The organism is Streptomyces sp. NPDC087859 (assembly GCF_044742595.1).
GTDB lineage: Bacteria > Actinomycetota > Actinomycetes > Streptomycetales > Streptomycetaceae > Streptomyces > Streptomyces canus_F.
On sequence record NZ_JBIUUU010000011.1, the window covers coordinates 70,302 to 95,459 of the forward strand.

The 25,158-nt window shown below is 72.0% G+C and carries 30 protein-coding genes; 11 read left to right on the forward strand and 19 right to left on the reverse strand.

The features are described 5' to 3' along the window. Positions 1 to 67 precede the first annotated feature (67 nt). Together ACIOHP_RS26830 and ACIOHP_RS26835 are read right to left on the reverse strand one after the other, a co-directional pair. Positions 68 to 2,143, reverse strand: coding sequence for an alkaline phosphatase family protein (locus ACIOHP_RS26830; RefSeq protein ID WP_401891564.1), 2,076 nt, complete (start codon positions 2,141 to 2,143; stop codon positions 68 to 70). Positions 2,144 to 2,230: 87 nt separating this feature from the next. Continuing rightward, a complete protein-coding gene (locus ACIOHP_RS26835; RefSeq protein WP_361481581.1) occupies positions 2,231 to 2,632 on the reverse strand; it encodes a hypothetical protein in 402 nt (133 codons plus the stop codon). A gap of 83 nt (positions 2,633 to 2,715) precedes the next feature. On the opposite strand from ACIOHP_RS26835, the gene ACIOHP_RS26840 reads away from it, so the two are divergent. Both ACIOHP_RS26840 and ACIOHP_RS26845 read left to right on the forward strand, forming a co-directional pair. After that, the gene (locus tag ACIOHP_RS26840) at positions 2,716 to 3,489 is read left to right on the forward strand and encodes an MBL fold metallo-hydrolase (protein ID WP_361541125.1); all 774 of its coding nucleotides are present in this window, start codon (positions 2,716 to 2,718) and stop codon (positions 3,487 to 3,489) included. After that, positions 3,486 to 4,100 carry a DedA family protein gene (locus ACIOHP_RS26845; protein ID WP_401891566.1) on the forward strand — a complete coding sequence of 205 codons (615 nt, stop codon included), beginning with the start codon at positions 3,486 to 3,488 and terminating at the stop codon, positions 4,098 to 4,100. The genes ACIOHP_RS26840 and ACIOHP_RS26845 overlap by 4 nt, the downstream gene beginning before the upstream one ends. Positions 4,101 to 4,179: 79 nt before the next feature. Here ACIOHP_RS26845 and ACIOHP_RS26850 read toward each other — a convergent pair whose 3' ends face one another. The 4 genes from ACIOHP_RS26850 to ACIOHP_RS26865 all read right to left on the reverse strand — a co-directional run bounded on the left by ACIOHP_RS26850 (position 4,180) and on the right by ACIOHP_RS26865 (position 8,195). Continuing rightward, a complete protein-coding gene (locus tag ACIOHP_RS26850) occupies positions 4,180 to 5,238 on the reverse strand; it encodes an MBL fold metallo-hydrolase (RefSeq protein WP_401891568.1) in 1,059 nt (352 codons plus the stop codon). Further along, positions 5,235 to 6,482, reverse strand: a complete 1,248-nt coding sequence (locus ACIOHP_RS26855; protein ID WP_401891570.1) for an aminotransferase class I/II-fold pyridoxal phosphate-dependent enzyme — start codon at positions 6,480 to 6,482, stop codon at positions 5,235 to 5,237. The genes ACIOHP_RS26850 and ACIOHP_RS26855 overlap by 4 nt, the downstream gene beginning before the upstream one ends. Positions 6,483 to 6,636: 154 nt before the next feature. Next, positions 6,637 to 7,263 (reverse strand): hypothetical protein, encoded by a 627-nt coding sequence (locus ACIOHP_RS26860; protein ID WP_401891572.1) that lies wholly within the window; start codon positions 7,261 to 7,263, stop codon positions 6,637 to 6,639. A gap of 137 nt (positions 7,264 to 7,400) precedes the next feature. Continuing rightward, the gene (locus ACIOHP_RS26865) at positions 7,401 to 8,195 is read right to left on the reverse strand and encodes an RNA polymerase sigma factor SigF (protein ID WP_401891573.1); all 795 of its coding nucleotides are present in this window, start codon (positions 8,193 to 8,195) and stop codon (positions 7,401 to 7,403) included. Between the two features lie 236 nt (positions 8,196 to 8,431). Here ACIOHP_RS26865 and ACIOHP_RS26870 point away from each other — a divergent pair, with 236 nt between their 5' ends. From ACIOHP_RS26870 to ACIOHP_RS26895, 6 genes are all read left to right on the forward strand, one after another. Further along, positions 8,432 to 10,225 carry a thiamine pyrophosphate-requiring protein gene (locus ACIOHP_RS26870; protein ID WP_401891575.1) on the forward strand — a complete coding sequence of 598 codons (1,794 nt, stop codon included), beginning with the start codon at positions 8,432 to 8,434 and terminating at the stop codon, positions 10,223 to 10,225. Between the two features lie 247 nt (positions 10,226 to 10,472). After that, positions 10,473 to 10,853, forward strand: coding sequence for a DUF2795 domain-containing protein (locus ACIOHP_RS26875; protein WP_401891576.1), 381 nt, complete (start codon positions 10,473 to 10,475; stop codon positions 10,851 to 10,853). Between the two features lie 63 nt (positions 10,854 to 10,916). Next, entirely contained in the window at positions 10,917 to 11,348 is a 432-nt protein-coding gene (locus tag ACIOHP_RS26880) for a CBS domain-containing protein (protein WP_361481608.1), read from the forward strand. Positions 11,349 to 11,531: 183 nt separating this feature from the next. Further along, on the forward strand, positions 11,532 to 11,690 hold the full coding sequence (locus ACIOHP_RS26885) for a hypothetical protein (RefSeq protein ID WP_401891578.1): 159 nt from the start codon (positions 11,532 to 11,534) through the stop codon (positions 11,688 to 11,690). 31 nt (positions 11,691 to 11,721) lie between these two features. Beyond that, positions 11,722 to 12,264 carry a type 1 glutamine amidotransferase domain-containing protein gene (locus tag ACIOHP_RS26890; protein WP_401891579.1) on the forward strand — a complete coding sequence of 181 codons (543 nt, stop codon included), beginning with the start codon at positions 11,722 to 11,724 and terminating at the stop codon, positions 12,262 to 12,264. Next, on the forward strand, positions 12,264 to 14,369 hold the full coding sequence (locus tag ACIOHP_RS26895) for a catalase (RefSeq protein WP_401891581.1): 2,106 nt from the start codon (positions 12,264 to 12,266) through the stop codon (positions 14,367 to 14,369). Before ACIOHP_RS26890 ends, ACIOHP_RS26895 begins: the two co-directional genes overlap by 1 nt. Before the next feature lie 10 nt (positions 14,370 to 14,379). Here the strand turns inward: ACIOHP_RS26895 and ACIOHP_RS26900 are convergent, their stop codons facing one another. The 3 genes from ACIOHP_RS26900 to ACIOHP_RS26910 all read right to left on the reverse strand — a co-directional run bounded on the left by ACIOHP_RS26900 (position 14,380) and on the right by ACIOHP_RS26910 (position 17,250). Continuing rightward, the gene (locus tag ACIOHP_RS26900; protein ID WP_361481619.1) at positions 14,380 to 14,658 is read right to left on the reverse strand and encodes a DUF6158 family protein; all 279 of its coding nucleotides are present in this window, start codon (positions 14,656 to 14,658) and stop codon (positions 14,380 to 14,382) included. A 121-nt stretch (positions 14,659 to 14,779) separates the two neighbouring features. Further along, complete coding sequence (locus tag ACIOHP_RS26905) at positions 14,780 to 16,399, reverse strand: ATP-binding cassette domain-containing protein (RefSeq protein ID WP_361541156.1); 1,620 nt, start codon at positions 16,397 to 16,399, stop codon at positions 14,780 to 14,782. A gap of 179 nt (positions 16,400 to 16,578) precedes the next feature. Next, entirely contained in the window at positions 16,579 to 17,250 is a 672-nt protein-coding gene (locus ACIOHP_RS26910; protein ID WP_361541159.1) for a histidine phosphatase family protein, read from the reverse strand. A 68-nt stretch (positions 17,251 to 17,318) separates the two neighbouring features. On the opposite strand from ACIOHP_RS26910, the gene ACIOHP_RS26915 reads away from it, so the two are divergent. The 3 genes from ACIOHP_RS26915 (at position 17,319) to ACIOHP_RS26925 (ending at position 19,946) form a co-directional block, all read left to right on the forward strand. After that, a complete protein-coding gene (locus ACIOHP_RS26915; protein ID WP_361541162.1) occupies positions 17,319 to 18,812 on the forward strand; it encodes a phosphatase PAP2 family protein in 1,494 nt (497 codons plus the stop codon). A gap of 99 nt (positions 18,813 to 18,911) precedes the next feature. Continuing rightward, positions 18,912 to 19,733, forward strand: coding sequence for a class I SAM-dependent methyltransferase (locus ACIOHP_RS26920; protein ID WP_401891582.1), 822 nt, complete (start codon positions 18,912 to 18,914; stop codon positions 19,731 to 19,733). A gap of 42 nt (positions 19,734 to 19,775) precedes the next feature. After that, entirely contained in the window at positions 19,776 to 19,946 is a 171-nt protein-coding gene (locus tag ACIOHP_RS26925) for a hydrophobic protein (protein WP_327720482.1), read from the forward strand. 25 nt (positions 19,947 to 19,971) lie between these two features. Here the strand turns inward: ACIOHP_RS26925 and ACIOHP_RS26930 are convergent, their stop codons facing one another. Genes ACIOHP_RS26930 through ACIOHP_RS26975 form a run of 10 tightly spaced genes read right to left on the reverse strand, consistent with a single transcriptional unit; the run spans position 19,972 to position 25,153 of the window. Next, positions 19,972 to 20,262: a gas vesicle protein K gene (locus tag ACIOHP_RS26930; RefSeq protein ID WP_401891583.1), complete on the reverse strand. Its 291-nt coding sequence runs from the start codon at positions 20,260 to 20,262 to the stop codon at positions 19,972 to 19,974. Next, positions 20,259 to 20,447 (reverse strand): gas vesicle protein, encoded by a 189-nt coding sequence (locus ACIOHP_RS26935; RefSeq protein WP_046257980.1) that lies wholly within the window; start codon positions 20,445 to 20,447, stop codon positions 20,259 to 20,261. The genes ACIOHP_RS26930 and ACIOHP_RS26935 overlap by 4 nt, the downstream gene beginning before the upstream one ends. Further along, entirely contained in the window at positions 20,444 to 21,208 is a 765-nt protein-coding gene (locus ACIOHP_RS26940; protein ID WP_361541171.1) for a GvpL/GvpF family gas vesicle protein, read from the reverse strand. The genes ACIOHP_RS26935 and ACIOHP_RS26940 overlap by 4 nt, the downstream gene beginning before the upstream one ends. Beyond that, on the reverse strand, positions 21,208 to 21,534 hold the full coding sequence (locus ACIOHP_RS26945; RefSeq protein WP_266820796.1) for a gas vesicle protein: 327 nt from the start codon (positions 21,532 to 21,534) through the stop codon (positions 21,208 to 21,210). The genes ACIOHP_RS26940 and ACIOHP_RS26945 overlap by 1 nt, the downstream gene beginning before the upstream one ends. Continuing rightward, a complete protein-coding gene (locus ACIOHP_RS26950; protein ID WP_401891586.1) occupies positions 21,531 to 22,658 on the reverse strand; it encodes an SRPBCC family protein in 1,128 nt (375 codons plus the stop codon). Before ACIOHP_RS26950 ends, ACIOHP_RS26945 begins: the two co-directional genes overlap by 4 nt. Further along, a complete protein-coding gene (locus ACIOHP_RS26955) occupies positions 22,655 to 23,293 on the reverse strand; it encodes a DNA primase (RefSeq protein ID WP_401891587.1) in 639 nt (212 codons plus the stop codon). Before ACIOHP_RS26955 ends, ACIOHP_RS26950 begins: the two co-directional genes overlap by 4 nt. Then, on the reverse strand, positions 23,290 to 23,553 hold the full coding sequence (locus ACIOHP_RS26960; protein WP_361541180.1) for a gas vesicle protein GvpG: 264 nt from the start codon (positions 23,551 to 23,553) through the stop codon (positions 23,290 to 23,292). The genes ACIOHP_RS26955 and ACIOHP_RS26960 overlap by 4 nt, the downstream gene beginning before the upstream one ends. Before the next feature lie 4 nt (positions 23,554 to 23,557). Next, positions 23,558 to 24,328: a GvpL/GvpF family gas vesicle protein gene (locus ACIOHP_RS26965; protein WP_401891588.1), complete on the reverse strand. Its 771-nt coding sequence runs from the start codon at positions 24,326 to 24,328 to the stop codon at positions 23,558 to 23,560. Further along, positions 24,325 to 24,750, reverse strand: a complete 426-nt coding sequence (locus ACIOHP_RS26970; protein ID WP_266886081.1) for a gas vesicle structural protein GvpA — start codon at positions 24,748 to 24,750, stop codon at positions 24,325 to 24,327. Before ACIOHP_RS26970 ends, ACIOHP_RS26965 begins: the two co-directional genes overlap by 4 nt. A 49-nt stretch (positions 24,751 to 24,799) precedes the next feature. Beyond that, positions 24,800 to 25,153 carry a gas vesicle protein gene (locus ACIOHP_RS26975; RefSeq protein WP_401891590.1) on the reverse strand — a complete coding sequence of 118 codons (354 nt, stop codon included), beginning with the start codon at positions 25,151 to 25,153 and terminating at the stop codon, positions 24,800 to 24,802. Positions 25,154 to 25,158 lie beyond the last annotated feature (5 nt).

Here is a 25,158-nt window from a genome sequence, read left to right on the forward strand (position 1 = left end):
TGCGCGGTCCTCCGTGTGAGCCGCTCCTCCGTTCATGGGGGTATGGAGGAGCGGCGGACGTCGAGGGCTAGGCCGCGCGCCGCTCCTCGTCCTGACGTGGCGTCAAAGGCACCTGGGGGCCGTCGGATTCGCGCAGCCAGCGGCGCAGGACGCGGTGGACCTGCTCGGCGCCGACGAGTTCCTCGGTGTCCGCCACCGGCGCGGACAGGACGACGGGCGACAGGAGGAACGGCCGGCCCTGGGCGCCGCCGAGCCCGCCGTGCGAGCCGATCTGCTCCTCGAAGGCGAGGACTTCGCCGTCGACCGGGTCGTACCAGGAGTTGACCATGATGTCGGCGGTGTGCGCGAAGCCGTGCGTGCGGCGTACGACGTCGGCGGCGCCGGGTCCGAAGGCGGCCAACGGGCCCGGTTCCTCGTCGAGTCGGGCCACCGGGATCTCGGTACCGAACGGGCCCAGGACCACTCCCCCGTGCTCCGCGCTGCGGACGAGGAGGAACCCGATGCCCGGGTGGTTGGCGAGCGTGGTCAGCAGGGCGGGGTGGCGGGCGTCGATCTCCTCCTTGGTCATCCGGTGGGGCACGTCCGGGAAGGAGACCAGGCCGAGGTTGCCGGAGGCCAGCACGAGCGGCTCCGAGCGGTGGTGCGAGGGCCGGCGCTGCTCGTCGCGCTCCTCGACGCGGATGCGCAGCGCGGCCCGCACGGCCGCGCGGGCCTCGGCGCCGCTGTGGGTGCGCTGCGCCTTGCGGGGCACCGGCAGCCCGCAGCCTGCCCGCACCAGGTCGCCGAGGGAGAGGCCGTAGCGGGTGCGGAAGGTCTCGCCGGGGCTCTGGCCGTGGTCGGACAGGACGACGATCCGGTACGGGCGCGGGGCGTGCTCGGCGATCTTCTCGATCAACGCGAGGGAACGGTCGAGGCGTTCGAGGACCTTCTCGGCGTCGCGGCTGTGCGGTCCGGAGTGGTGGGCGACCTCGTCGTAGGCGACGAGGTCGGCGTAGACGGCGGTGCGGCCGGCGAGCATGTCGCCCATCACCGCGGCGACGACGACGTCCCGTTCGACGACGGTCGCGAAGGCGCGGACGAGGGGGTAGAGGCCGCCGCGCTTGACGCGCGGGCGGGCCCGGCGGGCGCGGCTCCTGGTCGACTGCGCGATCTCCCGGCCGACCTCGGCGAAGAACGACAGGGCCGTGCGGACGGCGTTGGCCGGGTCGGAGAAGTACGCGAAGTAGCCCGCGCGGGACCGGGTCTCGCGGCTGCGGCGGCGGGTGGCGATGGACAGCACGAGCGCCTGCTCGTCGGCGCCGCCACTGAAGAGGTTGCCGCGGCTGGCGCCGTCGGCGCTGAGCAGCCCGCCGTCACCGGTTCGTGCCACCGCCCGGCGCTGGAGCTCGGCGGCGCTGGTGGGGCGGTTGCAGACCATCACCTCCTGGCTGTCCTTCTCGTACCAGCGGAAGGCCGGCACGTCCTCGTTGCTGCCGTGCAGGATGCCGAGCTGGCTGGCGCCGGTCTGGCTGGACCAGTCGGTGCGCCACGGGGTGAGCCGGTGGGTGCCGTCCAGCCACTGGGCGACGGTGGGCATGAGGCCCTTCTTCACCGCCGCCTCCAGGACGTCGTGGCCGACGCCGTCCAGCTGGAGGAAGACCGTCCCCGGCGTGACGGGGCCGCCGGGTCCCACGCTGCGGCGGCGGTCGGCGAGCCGGTAGAGCCGGCGCCGGTAGGCGTCGTCGTCGCGCACCGCCAGGGCGGCGCCGGTGGCGGAGGCGACGGCGGACATCACGGCGGCGACCACGACCGCGGTCTCCCACGCGGCCGCGCCCCGCTCGGTCGGGTTCAGCCGCAGCGCCACGAGGAGCAGCGCGCCGTTGAGGAAGAAGACCAGCAGGCCGAGGACGAGGGCGGGCACCAGCAGCAGGAGCCGTACGAGAAGCGGCCAGACCAGCGCCGACAGCACACCGAAGGCGCCGGCGCCCAGGGCCGCGGTGACCGCGATGTCGGTGGCGCTGTCACCGTCCGCGGACCGGAGCTGGAACTCCGGCAGGATGCCGGCGAGCACGAGCATGGTGATCGTGGAGACCGCCCACACCGCGACGCTCCGCCCCGTCTGACTGGCGACCCGCCGCCAACGCCCGCCTCGCACGCCCCGCACACCTCACGTCCCGGGCCCGTCGTCGGTGCGGGCCTGCACCCACCCTGTCACAACGCGCGGAGGTCCCCCGGCGTCCCGGGGCAGGTGTCAGCGGCCGTCGTAGCCCGCGGTCGGCATCGACAGCCGGCGGTGGATCCGGGCCTTCATCTGGGCGTCGTACGACGGTTCGGCGTGCCCCACGGTCTCCACCCGCACCCCGCGCCGTGCGCACTCGGCGACGAACTCCTCGACGGAGGACAGGGCGCTCTCCAGGACCCGGTGGCTGGGCGCGACGAACAGGTCGGTGCCCGGGCGGACGCCGTCCCACAGGACGCAGTGGTCGGCGCGCAGACCCCGCACGAGGAGTTCCCGGCTGACGATGTAGCCCCGCTCCGCCGCCCAGCGGGCGCACATCGCGTGCTGGCTGCGGGAGTCCACCAGGAAGGGATCCGCCTCCAGCTCCTCCAACGGCGTCAGACTCGCGATCGCCGTGACCCGCACCGGTCCCATGGCGTCCCCCTCACCTCCGGGTTTCGCCGCCGACCCTACTCCTGCCCGTAGGCTTCGGGGAGTCGCGCGAAGGAGGCAAAGAGGTGCCGGTGGAGATCACCTGGTGGGGTCACGCCACCTGCACGGTCGAGGACTCGGACGTCCGCGTGCTCACCGATCCTCTGTTCGCCCGCCGGCTCGCGCATCTGCGCCGCCGCCGCGGGGCGGTGCCGCCGCCCGCCGCCTGCCGCGCGGACGTGGCGCTCGTCTCCCATCTGCACGCCGACCACCTGCACGTTCCCTCGCTGGCCCGGCTCGCACCGGGCACCCGCCTGCTCGTGCCCCGGGGCGCGCCCCAGGCCGTGCCGGGGCTGCGCCGGCTCGCCCATCTCCAGGTCGACGAGGTGGCGCCCGGGGACGAGACGGTGATCGGGGACGTGGTCGTACGGACCGTCCCGGCCCGGCACGACGGGCGACGGCTGCCCCTGGGACCGCACCGCTCCCCCGCGCTCGGCTACGTCGTCGAGGGTGAGGCGCGCACCTACTTCGCCGGGGACACCGGGCTGTTCGACGAGATGGCCAAGGAGGTCGGGCCGGTCGACGTGGCGCTGCTGCCGGTCGGCGGCTGGGGCCCGTACCTGGGCGAAGGGCATCTGGACGCGGGGCGGGCGGCCGAGGCGCTGGCCCGGCTCGAACCGGTGAGCGCGGTGCCGGTGCACTACGGCACGTACTGGCCGATCGGGATGGACGCCGTGCGCCCCCATGAATTCCACGCTCCCGGCGAGGAGTTCGTGCGACTCTCGGCGGAGCGTGCGCCGGGCGTGGCGGTGCATCTGCTGGAGCACGGGCAGAGCGTGCGCCCCAAGGTGGCCCGGTGAGCTGGCTGGCGGCCGCGTCGACGGCACCGGAGTCGACGCAGCAGGCGCTCGGGTATCCGTCGTTGTTTCTGCTGGTGCTGATCGGGGCGTTGGTGCCGGTGGTGCCGACGGGGGCACTGGTGAGTTCGGCGGCGGTGGTGGCGTTCCATCAGACGGCCCCCTTCTCTCTGGCCCTGGTCTTCGTGACGGCGTCGCTGGCCGCGTTCCTCGGGGACGCGACGCTGTACTGGCTGGGGCGGCGCGGGATGAAGTCGAAGAACGGGTCGCGGTGGCTGGAGGCGATCCGGTCACGGGCGCCGGAGGAGCGGCTTGCGCAGGCGCAGGAGAAGCTCGCCGATCACGGGGTGTCCGTTCTGGTGTTGTCCCGGCTCGTGCCGGCCGGCCGGCTTCCCGTGATGCTGGCCTGTCTGATGGCGAAGTGGCCGATGCGGCGATTCGTGCGGGGAAATCTGCCGGCCTGTCTGGCGTGGGCGGTGACGTATCAGTTGATCGGGATTCTGGGTGGGTCGCTGTTCAAGGAGCCTTGGGAAGGTGTGGTGGCTGCGGTGGTACTGACCGTGGTCATCAGTCTGGCGCCCGGGCTGTGGCGGCGGGTTCGGTCTGCCGCTTGACGTGCGTCGCGGGGTGCGGGTTGTGTGTGGTTGATCGCGCAGTTCCCCGCGCCCCTGGGTTGGTCCCCGTGAGCGCCTGCTAGTCGATCACCCGGGATCCTCCTACCGGGAGGTCCCACAGGTTCTCCCTGTTCAGGCCCGCCTTCTCCCACGCCGCCCGCACCCTGGTCAGTGGTTCCAGGACCGGTTCCGCCGACAGGACGAACGTGCCCCAGTGCATCGGTGCCATCCTGCGCGCGCCCAGGTCCTGGGCCGCCCGCACCGCTTCCTCCGGGTCGCAGTGCACGTCGCTGAGCCACCAGCGGGGGTTGTAGGCGCCGATGGGGAGGAGGGCGAGGTCGATGCCGGGGTAGCGCCGGCCGATGCGGGTGAACCAGTGGCCGTAGCCCGTGTCGCCGGCGAAGTAGACGCGCTGTCCGTCCCGGTCGGTGAGGACCCAGCCGCCCCACAGGCTGCGACAGGTGTCGGTGAGGCTGCGCTTGGACCAGTGGTGGGCGGGGACGAAGTCGAGGCGGACGCCGTCGAGTTCGGCCGCCTCCCACCAGTCCAGCTCGGTGATGCGGGTGAAGCGGCGGCGGCGGAACCAGGCGCCGAGTCCGGCGGGCACGAACACCGGGGTGTCGCGCGGGAGCCGGCGCAGGGTGGGGGCGTCGAGATGGTCGTAGTGGTTGTGGCTGATGACGACGGCGTCGACGGGGGGCAGCGCGTGCCAGGCGACACCGACCGGGGTGATACGGGCCGGGGTGCCGAGGATGCGGCGGGACCAGACGGGGTCGGTGAGGATCGTCAGCCCGCCGATCCGCACCACCCAACTGGCGTGCCCCGCCCAGGAGACGGCGACCGTGCGCGCGTCCACGCGGGGCAGCGGGCCGGGCTCGAACGGCAGGCGCGGGATGTCGGCGAGGCTCTCCCGGTCGGGCCGGACGGAGCCCTCGCGGGCGAACCGGGCCATGGCCTTCAGCCCGGGCAGCGGGGCGGTCAGACGGTCGTGGAAGGTCCGCGGCCACACCCGGCGTTCGCCCAGCGGGCGGGGTTCGGCGAGCGGCGGGACGGGCGGCGCGAACGGTGAGAGGACCGTCGGCTCGTCGGCGTCACGGACGGTCGTACTCGTGCTGGTCGACTCGGACTGCTGCGTCATCGAGGAGGCTCCCATCGCTGAGCGTCATCGCGGAGGTCGTCGAAGACCGACTTCAAAGTGATCAACGCGCGTTGTGTGTGCGGCAGTTCCACGGGTGTGGGTGAACTGAGGCATTCCTCGAGCTCCTCGTCCGTCCCAGCGAGCAGCGAACCGGTCGACAACCGCACGCGCAGGGCGCCCAGGTCGTCGCCGAAGCGATGGCCGCCCGGGGCGGGCAGGCCGAGCCGGGCCGTGAGGAACTCCTCCAGGTCCTGTGCGTCGCCCACGCCGTGCGCGCCGAGCGCGGTGCGCAACGGGCCGAGGTCGACGTAGAGATGCCGGCCGGCCCGCGGGGGGCGGGCCAGGGCGCCGGACGGGACGACGGCGGCGTGCGCGGCGGCGGCCACGCGCGCGTGCAGACGTACGGTGGCCGCCACGCGCGTGGTGACCGGTTCGGGTTCCGTGAGCGCGTACCCGGCCGCGGCGGCGACGGGGGCGGCGACGCGGGCGCCGAGGGCGGTGAGCACGTCCAGCACGCGCGCGTGGAGGTCGTCGGCGGCCTCGCCCGCGGGGAAGCGGGCGACGGCGGCGGGCCAGCCCGGCGGCAGCAGGGCACCGGCCAGGTCGGTGACGACGGTGACCCGCTCCGGCAGCATCTCGGCGGGTCCGATCAGCACGGTGTCGTGCGGGGCGTGCACGGTGTCGCGCCAGGTCTCGTCGCTGACCACGTGCAGTCCCTCGCCGACGGCGGCCTCCACGGCCTCGTGCACCGCCTCGGGCGGGGCCACCGTGGCGGTGGGGTCGTCGGCGACGGACAGCACGAGCAGCCGGGGATCGCCGCCCTCGTCACGGACCCGGCGCACGGTCTCCAGCAGGGCGTACGGGTCGGGCACCCCGCCGCACTCCGCCGGTGTCCCGACATGGAACACGGGCCTTCCCAGCAGCCGCGCGTACGGCGCCCACCAGGCCGCGCACGGCCGGGGCACCAGGACGTCCCCGCCGAGGGCGGCGGTCAGGGCGAGCAGCAGCGAGGGGGCGCCGGGCGCCGCCACCACACGCTCGGGCCCGGCGGACAGTCCACGCCGGGCCCAGTAGTCGCACGCGGCCTCCAGGAGGGCAGGCCCGCCGCCGACGGGTTCGCTCCCGGCGCGGGGCGCGGCGGCGGCGAGCACGGCCGACAGTTCGGGGAGCACCGGAAGTCCGTCGGCGGGCAGGGGCGGCCCGAAGCGGACGGGGCCGTGGCCTTCGGGATCCGTCCGCCGCATCCGTACCTCCGGGTGAGCTGCTGGGTCACGGTGCCGTCGGGTGTGCTCCCGGTTCTCCCTCCGTACGACGGGGGCGGCGCCTCGGCGTCCGAGTACCCAGGGTGGCGTACGCCGATAGGAATCGGCTCGAGTTGCGCCGGTCACACTCCCCGGCTCAGACGTCGGCGCGGGACTCCTTGCGGCGTACCCGGTACACGGCCCCGCCGAGGGCGCCCGCGATCAGGAGGCCGCCGGTGACGAGGGCCGGAACGGAGTCGGTGAAGGCGCCGCCCTGGCCCGCCTGCACGCCGCGCTGGACGGTGGTGGTGGCGGAGCAGCTCTCGGTGCGCGGCTCGGTGCACGACGCGTGGCTCTCGCCGCCGTGGGTCACCGTCAAGGTCGCGCTCCACTGTTTGCCCTGGCCGCCGGGCGCAACCGGACAGGTGCCGTCGACGGTCCACGCGGAGTCCTCACCGGCCGCGTCGGCGCCGGCCTCGAGGTCCTGGGCGGAGGCGATCCGGGCGGTCCCGCGATAGGCGGGCCCGGACACCGCGGCGTCGTTCCCGGCGACCAGCTGGAGCTGCACGGTCTCCTCGTCGAAGGCCTCCGAGGTGGCCTCGAGGGTGGCCGGGGCGGTGCCGCCGGCGGAGTCGCAGGCGACGGACACGGTGACGCTGCCGCCCGGCTGGAGGGTGCTCGGACTGACCTCCGCGGCCGGGTCCGCGAAGGCGACCGGCACGGCGACGCCCACGGCGACACCGGCCAGAACGGCGACGGACAGGGCACGGGCGGTGCGGCGCATGGGGTGGGCTCCTTAGGCCTGCGGCTGCGAGGGCACGCAGCCATCACAGCCCGGCGGAAGCGGCCCCGCGCGCGGCCGGACCCCATTAGCGGGACGTGCACGGCCAAGCGGGTGACGTCGGACCCGCCTCCGACGCGCTACGCGGCGTCCCGCATCACCTGTTCCCGCACCCGCCCGCAGCACCGGCTGATCAGCCGCGACACATGCATCTGCGAGATCCCCAGCTGCTCGGCGATCCGCGCCTGGGTCATGTCGCCGAAGAACCGCATGTACAGGATCGCCCGCTCCCGCTCCGGCAACGCGGCGAGCCGAGGCTTCACGGCCTCCCGGTCCACCACCGTGTCCAGCGCCGGATCCGCCGACCCGAGAGCGTCGCTCAGCGAGTACCCGTCCTCGCTCCCGGGCAGTTCCGCGTCCAGTGACAGCGCGGTGAAGCTCTCCAGCGCCTCGAGCCCCACGAGGACGTCCTCCTCGCTCATGCTCGCGTGTGCGGCGATCTCCGCGACGGTGGGCCGCCGCCCGGAGATGGTCTGCGCCAGGTCCTGGGAGGCGAAGCGCACGCGGTTGCGCAGGTCCTGGACCCGCCGGGGCACGTGCAGCGTCCACATGTGGTCGCGGAAGTGCCGCTTGATCTCGCCGGTGATGGTCGGCACGGCGTAGCTCTCGAAGGCGTTGCCGCGCTCGGGGTCGTACCGGTCGACGGCCTTGACCAGGCCGAGGGCCGCGACCTGGCGCAGGTCGTCGAAGCTCTCGCCGCGGCTGCGGAAGCGGCCCGCGAGCCGGCCGGCCATGGGCAGCCACGCCTCGATGATCCGGTCGCGCAGGGTGTCGTGCTGGGGGCCCGGGGGCAGTGCGGCGAGCCTGCGGAAGGCTTCCGCGGTGTCGGGGGCGTCGTCATGCGGGTGGTGCTTCGCGCTCACGCGAGGGGACATGGTGCGTCGCAACTCCCTAGTCGGTGCTCTGGGTTGGACGGTCACCGTGGGAGCGCGGCCGGACAGACACAGCCGGGGCGGCCTCGGAGCCTTTCCCACGGACGTGCCTCCTGTCCGAAGCACTGTGGGTGCGCCTGCCCCCGCCCTTGGGCCGCAAACCCGGGCCCAGGTTTTCCGGGAGCCCGCACGGTCACTCGTAAGGGGCCGTGTGCCCCGATGCCCGGGAGGTCCCGTCCATGAGCACCAAGGTCTCCGACCACGTCCTGCAACGGCTGCGCGAGTGGGGTGTGGACCATGTCTTCGGCTATCCCGGTGACGGCATCAACGGCCTGCTCGCCGCGTGGGGGCGGGCCGAGAACCGGCCGCGGTTCATCCAGTCGCGGCACGAGGAGATGTCGGCGTTCGAGGCGGTCGGCTACGCCAAGTTCAGCGGCCGCATCGGAGTGTGCGCGGCCACCTCGGGACCCGGCGCGATCCATCTCCTCAACGGCCTGTACGACGCCAAGCTGGACCATGTGCCGGTGCTGGCGATCGTCGGCCAGACGCACCGCACCGCGATGGGCGGCTCGTACCAGCAGGAGGTGGATCTGCACACCCTGTTCAAGGACGTCGCCTCGGACTTCGTGGAGACGGTGACGGTCCCCGAGCAGCTGCCGAACGTCCTGGACCGCGCGATCCGCACCGCGTACGCGCGCCGCTCCCCCACCGCCGTCATCATCCCGGGCGATGTCCAGGAGCTCGAATACGCCGCCCCCACGCACGAGTTCAAGATGGTGCCGTCCAGCCTGGACCGCAGTTCCTGGACGGCCGTGCCCTCCGAGGAGTCGCTGCTGCGGGCGGCCGAGATCCTCAACTCCGGTGACAAGGTCGGCATTCTGGTCGGCCAGGGCGCCTCTGGCGCACGGGACGAGGTGGCGCGGATCGCCGAACTGCTCGGCGCGGGCGTCGCGAAGGCGCTGCTCGGCAAGGACGCGCTGAGCGACGAACTCCCTTATGTCACCGGCTCGATCGGCCTGCTGGGCACCCGTCCGTCGTACGAGCTTATGCGGGACTGCGACACCCTGCTGACCATCGGATCGTCCTTCCCGTACACGCAGTTCCTGCCGGACTTCGGCCAGGCGCGCGGGGTGCAGATCGACATCGACCCGCACATGGTCGGGATGCGTTATCCGTACGAGGTGAATCTCGTCGGCGACGCCAAGGCGACCCTGGAGAAGCTGATCCCGCTGCTGAACGCGGAGCGCGGACGCGAGTGGTACGACACGGTGTGCGACAACGTACGGCACTGGCGCGACATCATGGAGCGGCGGGCGCGCCTGTCGGCGGACCCGATCAACCCGGAGTACGTGGCCCATGTCCTGGACCCGCTGCTGCCCGGGAACGCCATCATCAGCTCCGACTCCGGTTCCGCGGCCAACTGGTACGCGCGCCATCTGACGATGCGGGACGGCATGCGGTCCTCGCTGTCCGGCACGCTCGCGACGATGGGCTGCGGGGTGCCGTACGCCATCGGAGCGAAGTTCGCCCACCCCGACCGGCCGGCGATCGCGCTGGTCGGGGACGGCGCGATGCAGATGAACGGCATGGCGGAGCTGATCACGGCGGCCAAGTACCGCGATCAGTGGGAGGATCCGCGGCTGGTGGTGGCCGTGTGGAACAACCACGATCTCAACCAGGTCACCTGGGAGATGCGCGCCATGGAGGGCGCCCCGTCGTTCCTGCCCTCGCAGGAGCTCCCGGACGTGCAGTACGCCGCGTTCGCCCGGTCCCTGGGCCTGACCGGCATCCGTGTGGAGAAGCCCGAGGACGTGGAGGCGGGCTGGCGCGCCGGGCTCGAGGCCGACGGGCCCGCGGTGATCGAGTTCCTCACCGACCCCGCCGTGCCGCCGATCCCGCCGCACGCCACCTGGGACCAGATGGAGTCGACGGCCGCGTCGATCCTGAAGGGCGACGCGGACCGCGGCTCGATGATCAAACAGGGGTTCAAGGCGAAGCTGCAGGAGTTCCTGCCGGGCCGGGAGAAGAAGTAGGCGGCAGCGGGACCGCCTCCTCCCGCTCCGTGGGCAGCAGCAGCTCCTCATAGCGGCCCAGTGCCAGCACCGAGCCGAGCATGAGGAGCGGGATGAGCACAGCGAGTACCACCATGGCGTTTCCCTCCCCGGGGACGGAGTGGGGGGCGTCCGGCCGGGTCTCCCCCGAAACGGGGGACAAACCCCCGTGTCGAGGTCCGGTCCTCGGGTACGCGGAGCCCACCCCCGAAGATCTGGAAGGAGCGCCATGCAGCGAGGCAGCGACCGGCTGAGCGTCCACCGCGACGACGAGATGAAGCACGAACTACAGGGCCTGCTGAGGTCCGGGCACCCCACCCGGAGCGAGGAGTGGCACGACCCCGAGCCGACCGCCGACGACGATCCGGAGATCGCGGGCGGGCCCGTGGCGCCGGGCGGCGCCGGGGCGTCCCTGGGAGTGGTCCGGCTGGAACTGGCCCGGCATCTGAGCCGCAGCGCGTTCCCGGCGAACTCGCGCCACCTGGCCGGCGCGCTGCGCCGCGCGTACGCGCCGGACACCCTCGTCGACGCCGTGGAGCGACTGCCGCACAAGGAGCACTACGCGACCGTGCAGGAGCTGGCCCAGGCGCTGACCAGGCCCGGCGCATAGGGGCCCGGCCCCGGGGTACTGCGGGCGGCGTCAGCCGAGAAGACCGAGGAAGGGCCCACCTTGATGGCTGAATTCGTGAAGGACGTCATGACCCCGGGGGTGGTCGCCGTCCGCCCGGACGCCTCGCTCGTCGAGGCGGCGCAGCTGATGCGCGCGCAGGACATCGGCGACGTCCTGGTGGCCGACGGACAGCGGGTCGTCGGGATGCTCACCGACCGCGACATCACGGTGCGGGCGGTCGCCGAGGGCGTCGATCCGCTGTCGGCGAGCGCCGGGTCGGTGTGCACCCCGGACCCGGTGCTGGTCGCCCCGCACGACCCGGTGGACGCCGCGGCGGCGCTGATGCGGGCGCACGCGGTGCGCCGGCTGCCGGTCGTCGAGGAGGGGCTGCCGGTCGGCATGGTCAGCCTCGGTGACCTGGCCGAGGCGGAGAACCCCGGCTCGGTGCTCGCCGAGATCGGCCGGGCCGCACCCGACCACCAGGACACCGTATGAGCCGGTTCCAGGCCACCGACGTCGGCGAGGACACGGCGGGCACCAAGGAGTCGGTGATCCTGCCCCACGGCCCTGAAGGCGTGGGAGGTGCCCCCGATCTGATGATGACCGAGGTCGGCATGCCGATCGCGGCGGCACGGCGCCACGAGGTCAGCCCCGCCCTTCTCGCCGGGCGCCGCGGCGGTGCACGGGGCGACCGCGCCGCGGGACGTGCGGACGGCCGTCTACAGCGGCCGCGAGGTCCGGCACGCCGGCCAGGTGAAGTCCCTGCTGCGCGAGGGCCGCGGCCGCTGTCGGCGGGCGGCCCGACGGAACAAGAAGCGCGCCGAGCTACGAGGCTGAGTGGCGTGCCACGAAAGGACGTTGAGGATTCATGCGTATCGCATTCCTGACCGCACCCGAGGGCGTCGAGCAGATCGAGCTCACCGAGCCGTGGAAGGCCGCCGTGGACGCGGGCCACGAGCCCGTCCTGGTGTCCACGAAACCCGGGACCATCCAGGCCTTCCACCACCTCGACAAGGCGGACACCTTCCCCGTCCAGGAGGTGGTGGGCGAGACGGCGGCGGACTCCTTCGGCGGGCTCGTGCTGCCGGGCGGGGTGGCCAACCCGGACAGCCTGCGGATGGACGAGAAGGCGGTCCGGTTCGTCAGGGACTTCTTCGATCAGGGCCGGCCGGTCGCCGCGATCTGCCACGCCCCGTGGACCCTCGTGGAGGCGGACGTGGTCCGCGGCCGGGTGCTGACCTCCTGGCCGAGTCTGGCGACCGACATCCGCAACGCGGGCGGCACGTGGGTCGACGAGCAGGTGAAGATCTGCGACCACGGTGACAGCAAGCTGGTCACCAGCCGCAAGCCGGACGACCTGAAGGCCTTCGACGAGGCGTTCCTGGACGTGTTCGCACGGGAGGCCGCCTGATGGACACCCCGCGCGACCGCAAGCAGGAGCAGCGCGAGGCCTACCGGGCCGAGGACCCGGCGGCCGGCCCGCTCACCACCGACCAGGGCGTGGAGATCGACCACACCGACGACTCCCTCGCCGCCGGCGAGCGCGGTCCGACGCTGATGGAGGACTTCCATTTCCGGGAGAAGCTGACCCGCTTCGACCACGAACGCATCCCGGAGCGGGTGGTGCACGCACGCGGCGCGGGCGCGTACGGCTACTTCGAACCGTACGAGTCCTGCGCGGAGTTCACCCGTGCCGCCTTCCTCCAGGACCCGGCCGTGCGGACACCGGTGTTCGTGCGGTTCTCGACCGTCCAGGGGCCGAGGGGCTCGGCGGACACCGTGCGCGACGTGCGTGGATTCGCCACCAAGTTCTATACGTCGGAGGGCAATTACGACCTGGTCGGGAACAACTTCCCGGTCTTCTTCATCCAGGACGGCATCAAGTTCCCCGACTTCGTGCACGCGGTGAAGCCCGAGCCGCACAACGACATCCCCACCGGCGCCTCCGCCCACGACACCCTGTGGGACTTCGTGTCGCTGCAGCCCGAGACGCTGCACGCGATCATGTGGCTGATGTCGGACCGGGCGATCCCGCGCAGCTACCGCATGATGCAGGGCTTCGGTGTGCACACCTTCCGGTTCGTGAACGCCGAGGGACGCGGCACGTTCGTCAAGTTCCACTGGAAGCCACGGCTGGGCGTGCACTCGCTGGTGTGGGACGAGGCGCAGGAGTGCCAGGGACGCAACCCGGACTTCAACCGGGGTGATCTGTGGGACGCGATCGAGGCCGGCGAGTACCCGGAGTGGGAACTGGGCGTGCAGCTGGTGCCGGAGGAGGACGAGTTCGCCTTCGACTTCGACCTGCTCGACGCCACGAAGCTCATCCCGGAGGAGCAGGTGCCGGTGCGGCCGATCGGCCGGATGGTCCTGAACCGCAACCCGGAGAACTTCTTCGCCGAGACCGAGCAGGTCGCCTTCCACACGGCCAACGTGGTCCCGGGCATCGACTTCACCAACGACCCGCTGCTCCAGGCCCGCAACTTCTCCTATCTGGACACCCAGTTGATCCGCCTGGGCGGTCCCAACTTCGCCCAGCTGCCGGTGAACCGGCCGGTGGCGCCCGTGCGGACCAACCAGCGTGACGGGTACGGCCAGAGCACGATCCACCGCGGCACGAACTACTTCCCGAACTCGCTCGGCGGCGGCTGCCCGGCCCACGCCGGTGCCAACAGCGGCGCGTACACGCACTACGCGGAGCGCGTCGACGGCGCCAAGATCCGCCGCCGCAGCCCGAGTTTCCAGGACCACTACAGCCAGCCCGCGCTGTTCTGGAAGAGCATGACCGAGTGGGAGCGACAGCACATCGTCGCGGCCTTCCGGTTCGAGCTGGGCAAGGTCGACGCGATGGCGGTCCGCGCCCGTACGGTCGAGCAACTGGCCAAGGTCGACGGTGAGTTGGCGGTCCAGGTGGCCCGCGGCATCGGGGTCCCGGATCCGGCCGTGCCCGGCGAGACGCCGAACAAGCCGCTCTCCCCCGCGCTGAGCCTCGAGTCCCTGCGCGGCGACGGCTCGATCCGCACCCGGCAGATCGCGGTGCTGGTCGCCGACGGCGTGGACGCCGAGCAGGTGGTCTCGGTACGGGAGGCGCTGGCCGCCGAGGGCGCGATCGTGGAGGCGCTGGCGGCGACGGACGGCACGGTCGCGGGTGCCGACGGTGAACGGTATACGGTCGACCGCGCGCTGCCGACCGTCGCCTCCGTGCTGTACGACGCGGTCCTGCTGCCCGGCGGCCCCACGGGCACCCCGCCGCTCACCGCCGACCAGGACGCGATGCGCTTCGTGCGGGACGCGTACCGGCACGGCAAGCCGGTGGGCGCGCTCGGCTCCGGAGTGGGCGTGCTGTCGGCCCTGGACCCGGAGGGTCTCCAGGTGTCCACGGAGTTCCACCGCGTGGTCCGCGATCAGGGCGTCGTGACGGACACCTCGCCCGGAACGGCGAGCGAGGAGTTCGTACGCGCCTTCGTGGAGGCGATCGCGGCGCACCGGCACTGGGACCGGCCGCCGGCCCGCCGCTAGCGGGGCGCCGTCAGACGCGGGGGGTCGCCGACTCCCCGCGTCCGCGTTCCCTGGCACCCTCGCGGGTGCGGCCGGGGGCGACCGGGCGCCGGGGGTTGCGGCGCAGGTACTCGCCCTCCAGCTCGGCCATCCGGCCGTTGTGGGCGCGCAGCGCGTCGTTCGAGGCGTGGAGCAGAGTGTCGTGGCGCGTGCGGTGGATGGTCTCCAGCTCTTTCATGAGCTGCTGGTCGTCCAGCCTGCTGGGGTCGACTCCGGTCATGGCGGCTTCCCACTCGTCGTGTGCGTTCATGGGCTTCGAGTACCCGCCCGGTGCGCACTACCCCCGAGCGGCATCCGGGACAGAAGCGTGGATCTCGCCTTTCCTCACCCACTCTACGAACATCCGGGCCCCCGGGCCCCGGTATCCGGAACTACCGCGCCCGTTCCACCCGCCGCTCGTCCCACACCGGCTCCTGCGTCTCGCGGACGCGGCCGTCGCTGCCGAAGACCAGGTAGCGGTCGAAGGAGCGGGCGAACCAGCGGTCGTGGGTGACGGCGAGGACCGTGCCGTCGAAGGCCTCCAGGCCCTCCTGGAGGGCCTCGGCGGACTCCAGGTCCAGGTTGTCCGTCGGCTCGTCCAGGAGGAGCGCCGTGACGCCCTCCAGCTCCAGCAGAAGGATCTGGAAGCGCGCCTGCTGGCCCCCGGAGAGACGGTCGAAGGTCTGCTCGGCCTGCTGGGTGAGCTCGTAGCGGCGCAGCCTCGACATCGCCGCGCCCCGGTCCTGGGAGTGTTCCGTCCACAGGATGTCCAGGAGCGTGCGGCCCAGCAGCTCGGGGTGCGCGTGCGTCTGGGCGAAGTGCCCGGGCACGACGCGCGCGCCCAGCTTCCACTCCCCCGAGTGCGCCACGGTGTCCCCCGCCAGCAGCCGCAGGAAGTGCGACTTGCCGGAGCCGTTGGAGCCGAGCACGGCGACCCGCTCGCCGTAGAAGACCTCCAGGTCGAAGGGGTTCATCAGGCCGGTCAGCTCGAGCCCCTTGCAGGTGACGGCCCGCACCCCGGTACGGCCGCCCTTGATCCGCATCTTGATGTCCTGCTCGCGCGGCGGCTCCGGCGGCGGGCCGGCCTCCTCGAACTTGCGCAGCCGGGTCTGGGCGGCCTGGTAGCGGGAGGCCAGCTCATGGCTGATGGAGGCCGCCTGCCGGAGATTCAGGACGAGCTTCTTCAGCTGGGCGTGCTTCTCGTCCCAGCGCCTGCGCAACTCCTCGAAGCGGGCGAAGCGTTCACGCCGGGCCTCGTGGTACGTGGCGAAGCCGCCCCCGTGCACCCAGGCGTCCGCGCCCGTCGGCGAGGGCTCCACCGACACGATCTTCTCGGCGGAACGGGCGAGCAGTTCACGGTCGTGGGAGACGAACAGGACCGTCTTGCGGGTCTCCTTCAGCCGCTCCTCCAGCCAGCGCTTGCCGGGCACGTCGAGGTAGTTGTCGGGCTCGTCGAGCAGCAGCACCTCGTCGTTGCCGCGCAGCAGCGCCTCCAGCACGAGCCGCTTCTGCTCGCCGCCGGACAGGGTGCGCACCTCGCGGAACTGGGCCTTGTCGTACGGAACGCCGAGCGCGGCCATGGTGCACATGTCCCACAGCGTCTCGGCCTCGTACCCGTGCGCCTCGGCCCAGTCGGAGAGGGCCTGCGCGTACTGCATCTGCGCGGCCTCGTCGTCGACGGTCATGATGAGGTGCTCGGCCTTGTCGACGGCCCGCGCGGCCTCGCGGATGCGGGGCTGCGCCACCGACACCAGCAGGTCCCGTACGGTCGTCTCGTCCCGTACGGAGCCCACGAACTGGCGCATCACGCCGAGGCCGCCGGTGACGGTGACGGTCCCGCCGTGCGGTTTCAGCTCTCCGGAGATCAGCCGCAGCAGGGTCGTCTTGCCTGCGCCGTTGGGTCCGACGAGGGCCACGACGGACCCTTCGCCCACCCGGAAGGACACATCGCCGAGCAGCGCCCTCCCGTCGGGGAGGTAGTACTCGATGTGTGCGGCTTCCAGATGTCCCATGGGGCCGCATTCTCCGGCTCGGGGGCCGGGACGGGCAAACCCATATCCGATGCCGCGGCGGCTCAGCCGCACACACCGAGCCGTACACGGCCGACCGTATGCAGTCGACAGCCGACCGTGGGCACTCGGCCCGGTGCGTGCCGCCCCCTCCTGGCCCGGCGTCGTCGCACCGCGTCACGTCACGGCTGTTCGACCTCGTCCAGCGGCCGACCCGCCGGCCCGCTCTGCGGCCCGCGCCCGGCGGAGTCCACGACCGCGCCCTCCCACGACAGCACCTTCCAGCCGTCGGCCGGGGAGCCCTCCAGGACCACCACGCCGGTGTTGTCCAGCGGGCGGGCGGCGGCGAAGTCGATGTCGACGTTGTCGGCGCGGGCCGAGGCCCACAGCCGGATCGCCGCGCCATGGCTGACCAGGGCGACCGTGCCGACCCCGAGGGCGGCGGCCTCGGCGACCACCGCGTCGTAGCGCGCGAGCACCTCGGCGCCGCTCTCGCCGCCCGGCATCCGCAGCTCCGTGTCGCCGTCCGGCCAGGCGAAGATCGTCTCCATGTAGGTCCGGCCCGCCTCCGAGTGCCCGTCCAGCATCTCCAGGTCCCCGGCGGACACCTCGCGGATGCCGTCGCGGACGACGATGTCGAGGCCGCGCGCGGCGGCCAGCGGGGCGGCGGTGAGCTGGGTGCGTATCAGCGTGGAGGCGTAGAGGGCCTCGATGTCCTCGTCGGCGAGGGCCGCGGGCAGGGCGGCGGCCTGGCGTTCGCCGAGGGCGGTCAGGCCGGGCCCCGGGACGGCGGTGTCCAGCAGGAAGTCGACATTGGACGGGGTCTGGCCATGGCGGACGAGGAGCAGTCGCATGCAGAAAGCCTCCGGTGTCGGGTCCGCCTCCGCACAAGAAACGGCCACTTCAGGGTACCCGCCACCGCATGACCCCTGACGTGGACCTCACCCTCCTGAAGCCCGGCCGGCACGCCGTCCGCGACACGCTGCTGGCGCTGGACTGCCGGCTGTTGGAGTTCGCCGCCGCGCGGAACTGGCCGCTCGCCGAACCCGTGCTGCCGCGGCTGAGCCGGAGCGCGAACCATGGTGTGCTGTGGTTCGCCGCGGCGGCCGCGATGGCGGCGAGCCGCACCCCGCGGGCCCGCCGGGCCGCCGCCCGCGGACTCGCCTCGCTGTCACTGGCCTCGCTGACCATCAACACCCTCGGCAAGCGGTCGGTGCGCCGCACCCGGCCCGCCCTGGACCCGGTGCCGCTGGTGCGGCGGCTGAAGCGGCAGCCCATCACCACCTCGTTCCCGTCCGGACACTCCGCCTCGGCCGCCGCGTTCGCCGCCGGGGTCGCGCTGGAGTCGCCGGCCTGGGGCGCGGCGGTGGCGCCGATCGCGTGGTCGGTGGCGCTGTCCCGGGTCTACACCGGTGTGCACTTCCCGAGCGACGTGCTGGCCGGTGCGGCGCTCGGGGTGGGAGCCGCGTACACCGTGCGGCGCATGGTGCCGACGCGCGCCCAGATCGTGCCGCCCGCCCGGCCCCGGGCCGAGGTCCCGGCACTGCCCGACGGCGAGGGTCTGATCGTGGTGGCCAACGACGCCGCGGGCAGCGCCGACCGGGTGCACGCCCTCCAGGACGCCCTGCCGGGGTGCGAGGTCGTGGAGTGCCGGCCCGCCGACGTCCCGGCCGAACTGGAGAAGGCGGCGGCCCGCGCCCGGGTGCTCGGTGTGTGCGGCGGCGACGGCACGGTGAACGCCGCCGCCGAGGTCGCCCTGCGGCACGACCTGCCGCTCGCGGTCCTGCCGGGCGGCACACTGAACCACTTCGCCTATGACCTGGGCCTGGAGAGCGCCGGTGATCTGGCCAGGGCGGTCCGGGGCGGCGAGGGCGTACGGGTGGACGCGGGCCGCTTCACCTGCGACGGCACCGAGGGCATCTTCCTCAACACCTGCAGTCTGGGCGTCTATCCGGAGCTGGTGCGCGAGCGGGACCGCTGGTCGCACCGGATCGGCGGCTGGCCGGCCGGGGTGCTCGCGGCCCTGCGCGTCCTGCGCGCCGACCAGCATCCGCTGGAGGCCGAGTTCCGGGGCCGGGCACACCCGTTGTGGCTGCTGTTCGTCGGCAACGGCACCTACCACCGGGTGGGTCTGACGCCGGGCCGCCGCCATGATCTCGCGGACGGGCAACTGGACGTACGCGTGGTGCACGGCGGGCGGCGGCCCGCGGTACGGCTGCTGGCGGCCGCCCTCGCCGGGCCGCTGACCCGCTCCCCCGTGCACGCCGCGGTCCAGGTGGGCCGGCTCCGCCTGGCGGGCGTGGCACCGGGCTCGCTTCTCGCCTACGACGGTGAAGTCACTCGGGTGGAAGGGGAGGTGACGCTGGAGAAGCTGCCCGAGGCGCTCACGGTCTACCGCCCGCTACCCGGAAACTGATCACCCGTCAGTCCATATGGCAAAACGCGGGTCTCACCATGCGACATGCGGGCGTACCGTGTCGATCAGCGACAGGACGTCGAACAGGGGAGTTCAGCCATGTCGAAACCGCAGGAGACCGCCGTCTACACGCACGGGCACCACGAGTCGGTGCTGCGCTCGCACACCTGGCGCACCGCCGCCAACTCCGCCGCCTACCTGCTCGGTTCGCTGAAGCCCCACATGAAGATCCTGGACATCGGCTGCGGCCCGGGCACGATCACCGCCGATCTGGCGGAACTGGTCCCCGACGGTCAGGTCACCGGTGTCGACCGGGCACCCGGCGTCCTGGAGCAGGCCCGGGCCACGGCCGCCGGGCGCGGCCTGGGCAACGTCGACTTCGCGGTCGCGGACGTACACGCCCTGGAGTACCCGGACGACACCTTCTGCGTGGTCCACGCCCACCAGGTGCTGCAGCACGTGGGCGACCCGGCCCAGGCGCTGCGCGAGATGAAGCGGGTGACGAGGCCGGGCGGGTTCGTCGCCGTGCGCGACTCGGACTACGCGGCGATGACCTGGTACCCGGCGTCCCAGGGCATGGACGACTGGCTGGACCTGTACCGCCGTGTGGCCCGCGCCAACGGCGGCGAGCCCGACGCCGGGCGCCGGCTGAAGTCCTGGGCACTGGAGGCGGGCCTGACCGACATCACCGCCACCTCCGACACCTGGACCTACTCCACCGCCGAGGAGCGGGCCTGGTGGAGCGGACTGTGGGCCGACCGCACCGTGGCCTCGGCGTACGCCGGACGGGCCACGGAGGGCGGGCACGCCACACCGGAGCAGTTGACGGCCGTGTCCGAGGCCTGGCGGGAGTGGGGAAAGCAGCCCGACGGCTGGTTCGCCGTACTGCACGGAGAAATTCTGTGCAGAAAGAGTGCCTGAATCTCCGTTTCCTGGAAACCCGGAAAACAGGAGGTTCACATTATGGTTCCCATCCTGCTCGTACTGCTCCTGGTGCTGATTCTTTTCGGCGCCGGATTCGCAGTGAAAATTCTCTGGTGGATTGCAATCGCGGTGCTCGTGCTGTGGCTGCTGGGGTTCCTGATGCGCAGCACAACGGCAAGCGGAGGCAGGGGACGCTGGTACCGATGGTGAATCACCCCGGATAATCCGGGGTGATTCACTCCCGGGGAAGCAGAGGTCCGAGCGGCCCGAGGTCCAGATTCAGGTCCTCGGGCCGCAGTCCGTAGCGCTCGCGCAGCTCGGTCATGCGGTCGTCGAGCAGCATCAGGGTGAGCCCGATCCGCTCCTCCTGCTCCTCGGTGAGACCGCCGTCGTCGAAGCGGCGCAGCGCCTGGCGTTCCATGAGCTGGCGCAGCAGCTCCACCACGGTCAGGACGAGTTTGACGAGGTCGCGCTCGACCGTGTCCGGCTCGAGGTCGAGGCGATTGCGGTTGCGGTCCTGGGTCACGAGGATTCCCCCCACGGCGACGGGACGTTCGCGTTCACGGAGCTGATCAGGGCGTTGAGGTCGATGCGGACGAGGTCGACGTCGGCGATGCGCAGGGTGATGTCGCCGGTGATGACGACCCCGCCGGCCAGCAGCCGGTCCAGCAGGTCCACGAGGGCGATCTCTCGGCGTTCGACGACGGTCACGGCTTCTCCCCCGCGAAGGAATAGGCGGCCCACGGGCCGGTGAGTTCGACCCGCATTCCGGGGACTTCGCCTTTCGTACGGTCGACCAGTTCCACGAATTCCTCGGACACGGCCCGCGGCACGAGATACGCGGCATTGAGCACATTGCGCCCGGCCGCTCCGGAGAGCTTGGCATTCTGCGGCGGGTGCAGCCGGGAGTCCTCGGCGAAGGCGGACAGTGTTTCATGCAGTCCGCCGGCGAATTCCTCGGCCCGCTGCCACAGGTCCTCGTTCGCCCGCACACGGGTGCTGCGCCGGCGGAGATAGTCCCGGCCGCTCGTGGCCTTCGCCGCCTCCTCCGCCGGTGCGTCGTCACCGGGCGGCTCGGTCTCGACGTACACCTTGACGCCCCACTCGACCCGCCCGGTCAGCCGGTCGAGGGTGCGCCCGAAGTCCGCCTCCCGAGCCTCCAGCATGGTGCGCACGCCGCTGTCGTCCCGGAAGACGGTGGCCAGCCGGAGCGGCAGCGGCGTCGTGACGACGGTGAGGGCGTCGATCACGCCCTGGTGGGCGCGGGCGGTCTCGGAGAGCCAGTCCAGGTCCTCCAGGCGTGCGTGGAGCGGGCCTTCGGCGAAGTCCCGCTCCGGCACGTGGCTGACCACCGCGACAAGGCCGTGGTGGACCAGCAGTCTGGGCGGATCGCCCGCCACGCCGGTCAGCTGGGACTGCAGGGGCGCCTTGAAGGGCCGGCAGACGGCGTACACGTAACGCAGTCCGGTCATCAGGTCTCCTTCTCGGCTCTGCCGGGCTCCAGCCGGGCGATCCGCTCGCGCAACTCTGCGTTCTCCCGGGTGAGCTGGTCACGACGGGCCTTGGTGGACAGGGCGGGGTCGTCCTCCCACCAGTCGATACCCATCTCCTTCGCCTTGTCGACGGACGCGATGATGAGGCGAAGTTTGATGGTGAGCAGTTCGATGTCGAGCAGATTGATCCGGATGTCGCCGGCGATGACCACGCCCTTGTCGAGGACGCGCTCCAGGATGTCGGCGAGGTTCGCGCTGCCGTCACCGCGGCCATAGGGCTCGGGCAGCCGTCCGGGGGTCGTCATCGACGGCTCCCGCCCTCGGCGTACTCGTATTCCTCCTCGTCCGCGCCTTCCTCCTCGTACTCGCCCTCGGGCTCCTCTTCCAGCTCCTCTTCGCCTTCGGCGCCCTCCAGTTCGTACTGCTCCTTCTCGCCCTCCTCCTCGTCCTCCTCGTCCTCCTCGGCGTACGGGCCGTCTTCCTCAGCTTGCTCTTCCTCGCCCTCGTACGCCTCCTCCTGCTCCTCGTCCTGCTCCTCCTGCCCGGCCTCCTCCTCGGCGACCGCGTCGTCGTGGCTCTGGACGACCTCGCCGTCGCGGATCTCGCCGCGCCAGCCGTCCTCGGCCTCGCCCTTGAGCGTGACGAAGCGGACGTAGTTCTTGAGGTCGAGGCGGGCCCGGCGGCCCTGGGCGCGCCAGATGTTGCCGGTCTTCTCGAAGAGGCCCTTGGGGTAGTACTCGATCACCAGCAGGACCCGGGTGAGACGGTCGCCGAGCTCGTGGAAGGAGACCACGCCCTTCGAGGTGCCCTTGGCGCCCTCCGAGGTCCAGGCGATGCGGTCGTCGGGGACCTGTTCGGTGGTTTTCGCCTTCCAGCTGCGGTTGGACCAGAAGATCTTCATCTGCCAGTCGGAGGTCGTGTCGTCGGCGCGGTTCGCGCTCTTCACGCCCTTCGCGAAGGTGCTGAAGTCCTGGAACTGGGTCCACTGGTCGTAGGCGGTACGCAACGGCAGGCCGACGTCGACGTACTCCATGATGACGGTCGGCTTGTTGCCCGCCCCGCCCTTGCGCTTCCCCTTGCCGCCGAGCCCCTTGAAGGCGCCGACCACGTTGTCCTTGACCCGGGAGGCGCCCAGCTCGACAGCGGAGCGCAGCGGCCCCTTGCCCTCGGTGAGCTTGCGCCCGCCGTCGAGGGCCAGCTTGGCGAAGCCGGGGCTCTTGCCGTCGGCGATGTCGTTGAGCTTGACCGTGGTCTCGCCGAGCTTGCGGCCGGCGCCGATGAGCAGCCGCTGGGCCTGCGCGGCGAGGTACTCCTGCGCCTCGGCCTTGAGCCGCTCGGTGGCCTCGCTCTGGGCGATACCGCCGAGCGGGCCTGCCTTCTTCGTCGCTCCGCTCGCCGCGGAGGTCGCGGATCCGACGGTGTCGGTCATCGCTCACCGCCTCCCTTCGGCACCCTGGACCTGGCTCCGCGGGCGGCGGTGCGGGCCGCGGCGGTCTTCTTGCCGGTCGTCTTCTTGGCCGCCGTCGTCTTCTTGGCGGCGGCCTTCTTCGCCGGAGCCTTCTTGGCGGGCGCCTTCTCGGCGGTCTTCCTGGCGGTCTTCTTCGCCGGAGGCTTCTTCTCCGCCGCCTGGCGACGCGGCTCGGGCTCCTCCTCTTCCTCCGGTTCCTCGTCCCTGTCCTCGGGCTCTTCGTCGTATTCCTCCTCGGACTCCTCGTCCTCGAAACCGAGGTCCGACGTGTCCGGTACGACGCCCGCGATCTGGTCGCGGACCTCGGCGGTACGCCCGTGCAACCGGTCGGCGATCGCACTGATCTGCCGCTCGACCATGGCACCCGAGGCCGCCTTGCCGACACCGCGCAGGTCCTCGCGCAGCTGGTCGCCGATCTCCTTGAACTGCGGGTTGTCCCGCAGCTGTCCGGACACCAGGTCCGCGAGCGCCCGCGGGCTCAACTGCATCCGCTTGCCGGCCACCAACGTGCCTACGGCGAAGGCCAGTTTCATCTTCTTCGTACGCCCGAGGACGTATCCGGCCCCTACCGCGAGGCCCAGTCCGAGTCGGTTCATCCTGATGTCCAGTCGTCGGTTCCGGCCCGATTGCGCGAGCCGATCTCCAGCCGGTCCAAGAGCTCGTCCTCCTGTCGGTCGAACTCCTCCTCGTCGATCTCCCCCGCCTCCAACCGCTCTTCCAGCCGGCCGAGTTCGGCCCGGATCGTGGCCGGGTCGTAGTAGATGCGTTCCGCCTCGTGCAGCACCTGCCCGATCACCCACGCGCTGCCACGCACGGGGGCGAACGGCAACAGCAGCACCTCGCCGATCAGGCCCATGTCGTCACTCCCTCGAGCTCTCGCCGCCGATCGCGCTGCCCGCGTGCTCGGCGGGGCCGGGCTCGACGAAGCTGTACGGCGGCAGCGGGCCGTTGACCCGCAGTTCCAGGTGGGGGTGGGACTTGCGGATCTGTTCCACCGCGGCCATGAACGCCTCGGCCGATTCCCGGTCCACCAGGAACGACACATTGGCGAGCCAGCCGGTGGACTCGGGACCCGCGCTCACGGCGGTGGCAGCGGACTCCAGGTCGCGCTGCACCTCGGCCGCGTCCTCGGCCTCCCGTGCCTTCACGGCGGAGACGACCATCTCGCCGAGCCTGAGCTTGTCCTCGTAGGAGCCGCCGCCCGCCTGCCGGTTGGCGTCGGTGAGGGCCCGCAGCTCGGGGTTCTCGGCCATCACGCGGTGCAGTACGGCCTCTTCGTCGTGCGTGGCCTTGACGTTGTACTCGACCTTGCCGTCCAGCGTCCGCAGCCGCTCCTGGTAGTGCGCGGCGCGTTCGCCGAGGACGTTGACGACGGTCTCGTCGTCGGGTGCGACGCTGCCGAACCGCATGGGCAGCACACAGCCGTCGGAGCCGGCCTCGGCGAGCACCGTCTGGTGGGCGAGCAGATCCTTGCGCTTGGGCCGCAGCCCCTCGGGCGCGTCACTCACGACGGCCGCGAGATCACCCGCCGTGAGGACGCGCACGGGCCGCGGCGGGTCGCCGACGCCCGTCAGGTCCTCGGACAGCGAGGCTCCGGAGCCGCCGATGATGCCGTACACATAGGTGCTCACTCCTGCTCCTCCTTCCGGCGCGCGGCGGTCGACTTGCGGGCGCGCGGCCTGGGCTGCGACTCACCCTCCTCGCGGGCCTGCTTGAAGGCGTCCGAGACGGTCTGCGCGGCACCGCTCAGCGCACCCTTGGACTTGCCCCGGGCGCCGGACTCGGTGACCTCACCGACCAGGTCGGGCAGTCCGGGACTGCGGTGCGGACCGGCCTCGAGGTCGAGGCGGTTGCACGCCTCGGCGAAGCGCAGATAGGTGTCGACGCTGGCGACGACGACCCGGATGTCGATCTTGAGGATTTCGATGCCGACCAGGGATACCCGTACGAACGCGTCGATCACCAGGCCCCGGTCGAGGACCAGTTCCAGAACGTCGTAGAGGCCGCTGGTGCCGCCCGAGCCGCCGCTCTGTTGTGCCGGGACAACGGTCATGCCGACCGTGCCTCCTTATCTGTGAGTGTGAGGGGAACGAGAAGGCGACTTAGCGGCCGCCGGCCCTGTGCGAGTCGGCCCGCCCGCGTTCGTAACGCCGAACGCGCCGGTAGCCGGTGAGTTCTCCCTGCGGGTCCAGTTCGACCTGATAGCTCGCCATCAGGCTCATCGTGTCCGGAACCCTGGCGAGCTCCAGGACCTCGACCTCCAGGGACCAGCCGTCCTGCGTCTGTCCGAAGGACGACACCGACTCGGCGGACATGCCGGTGAGCTCCTCGAGCTGGGTGCGCCCATGACGCAGCACCTGCATGGGGCTCGGCCGGACTTCCGCGGTGTCGCTTTCCGCTCCCTTGCGTGATTCCCGTGAGTTCTGTGTGTCTGATGTGTTTTTTGTGTTCGACATAGCCA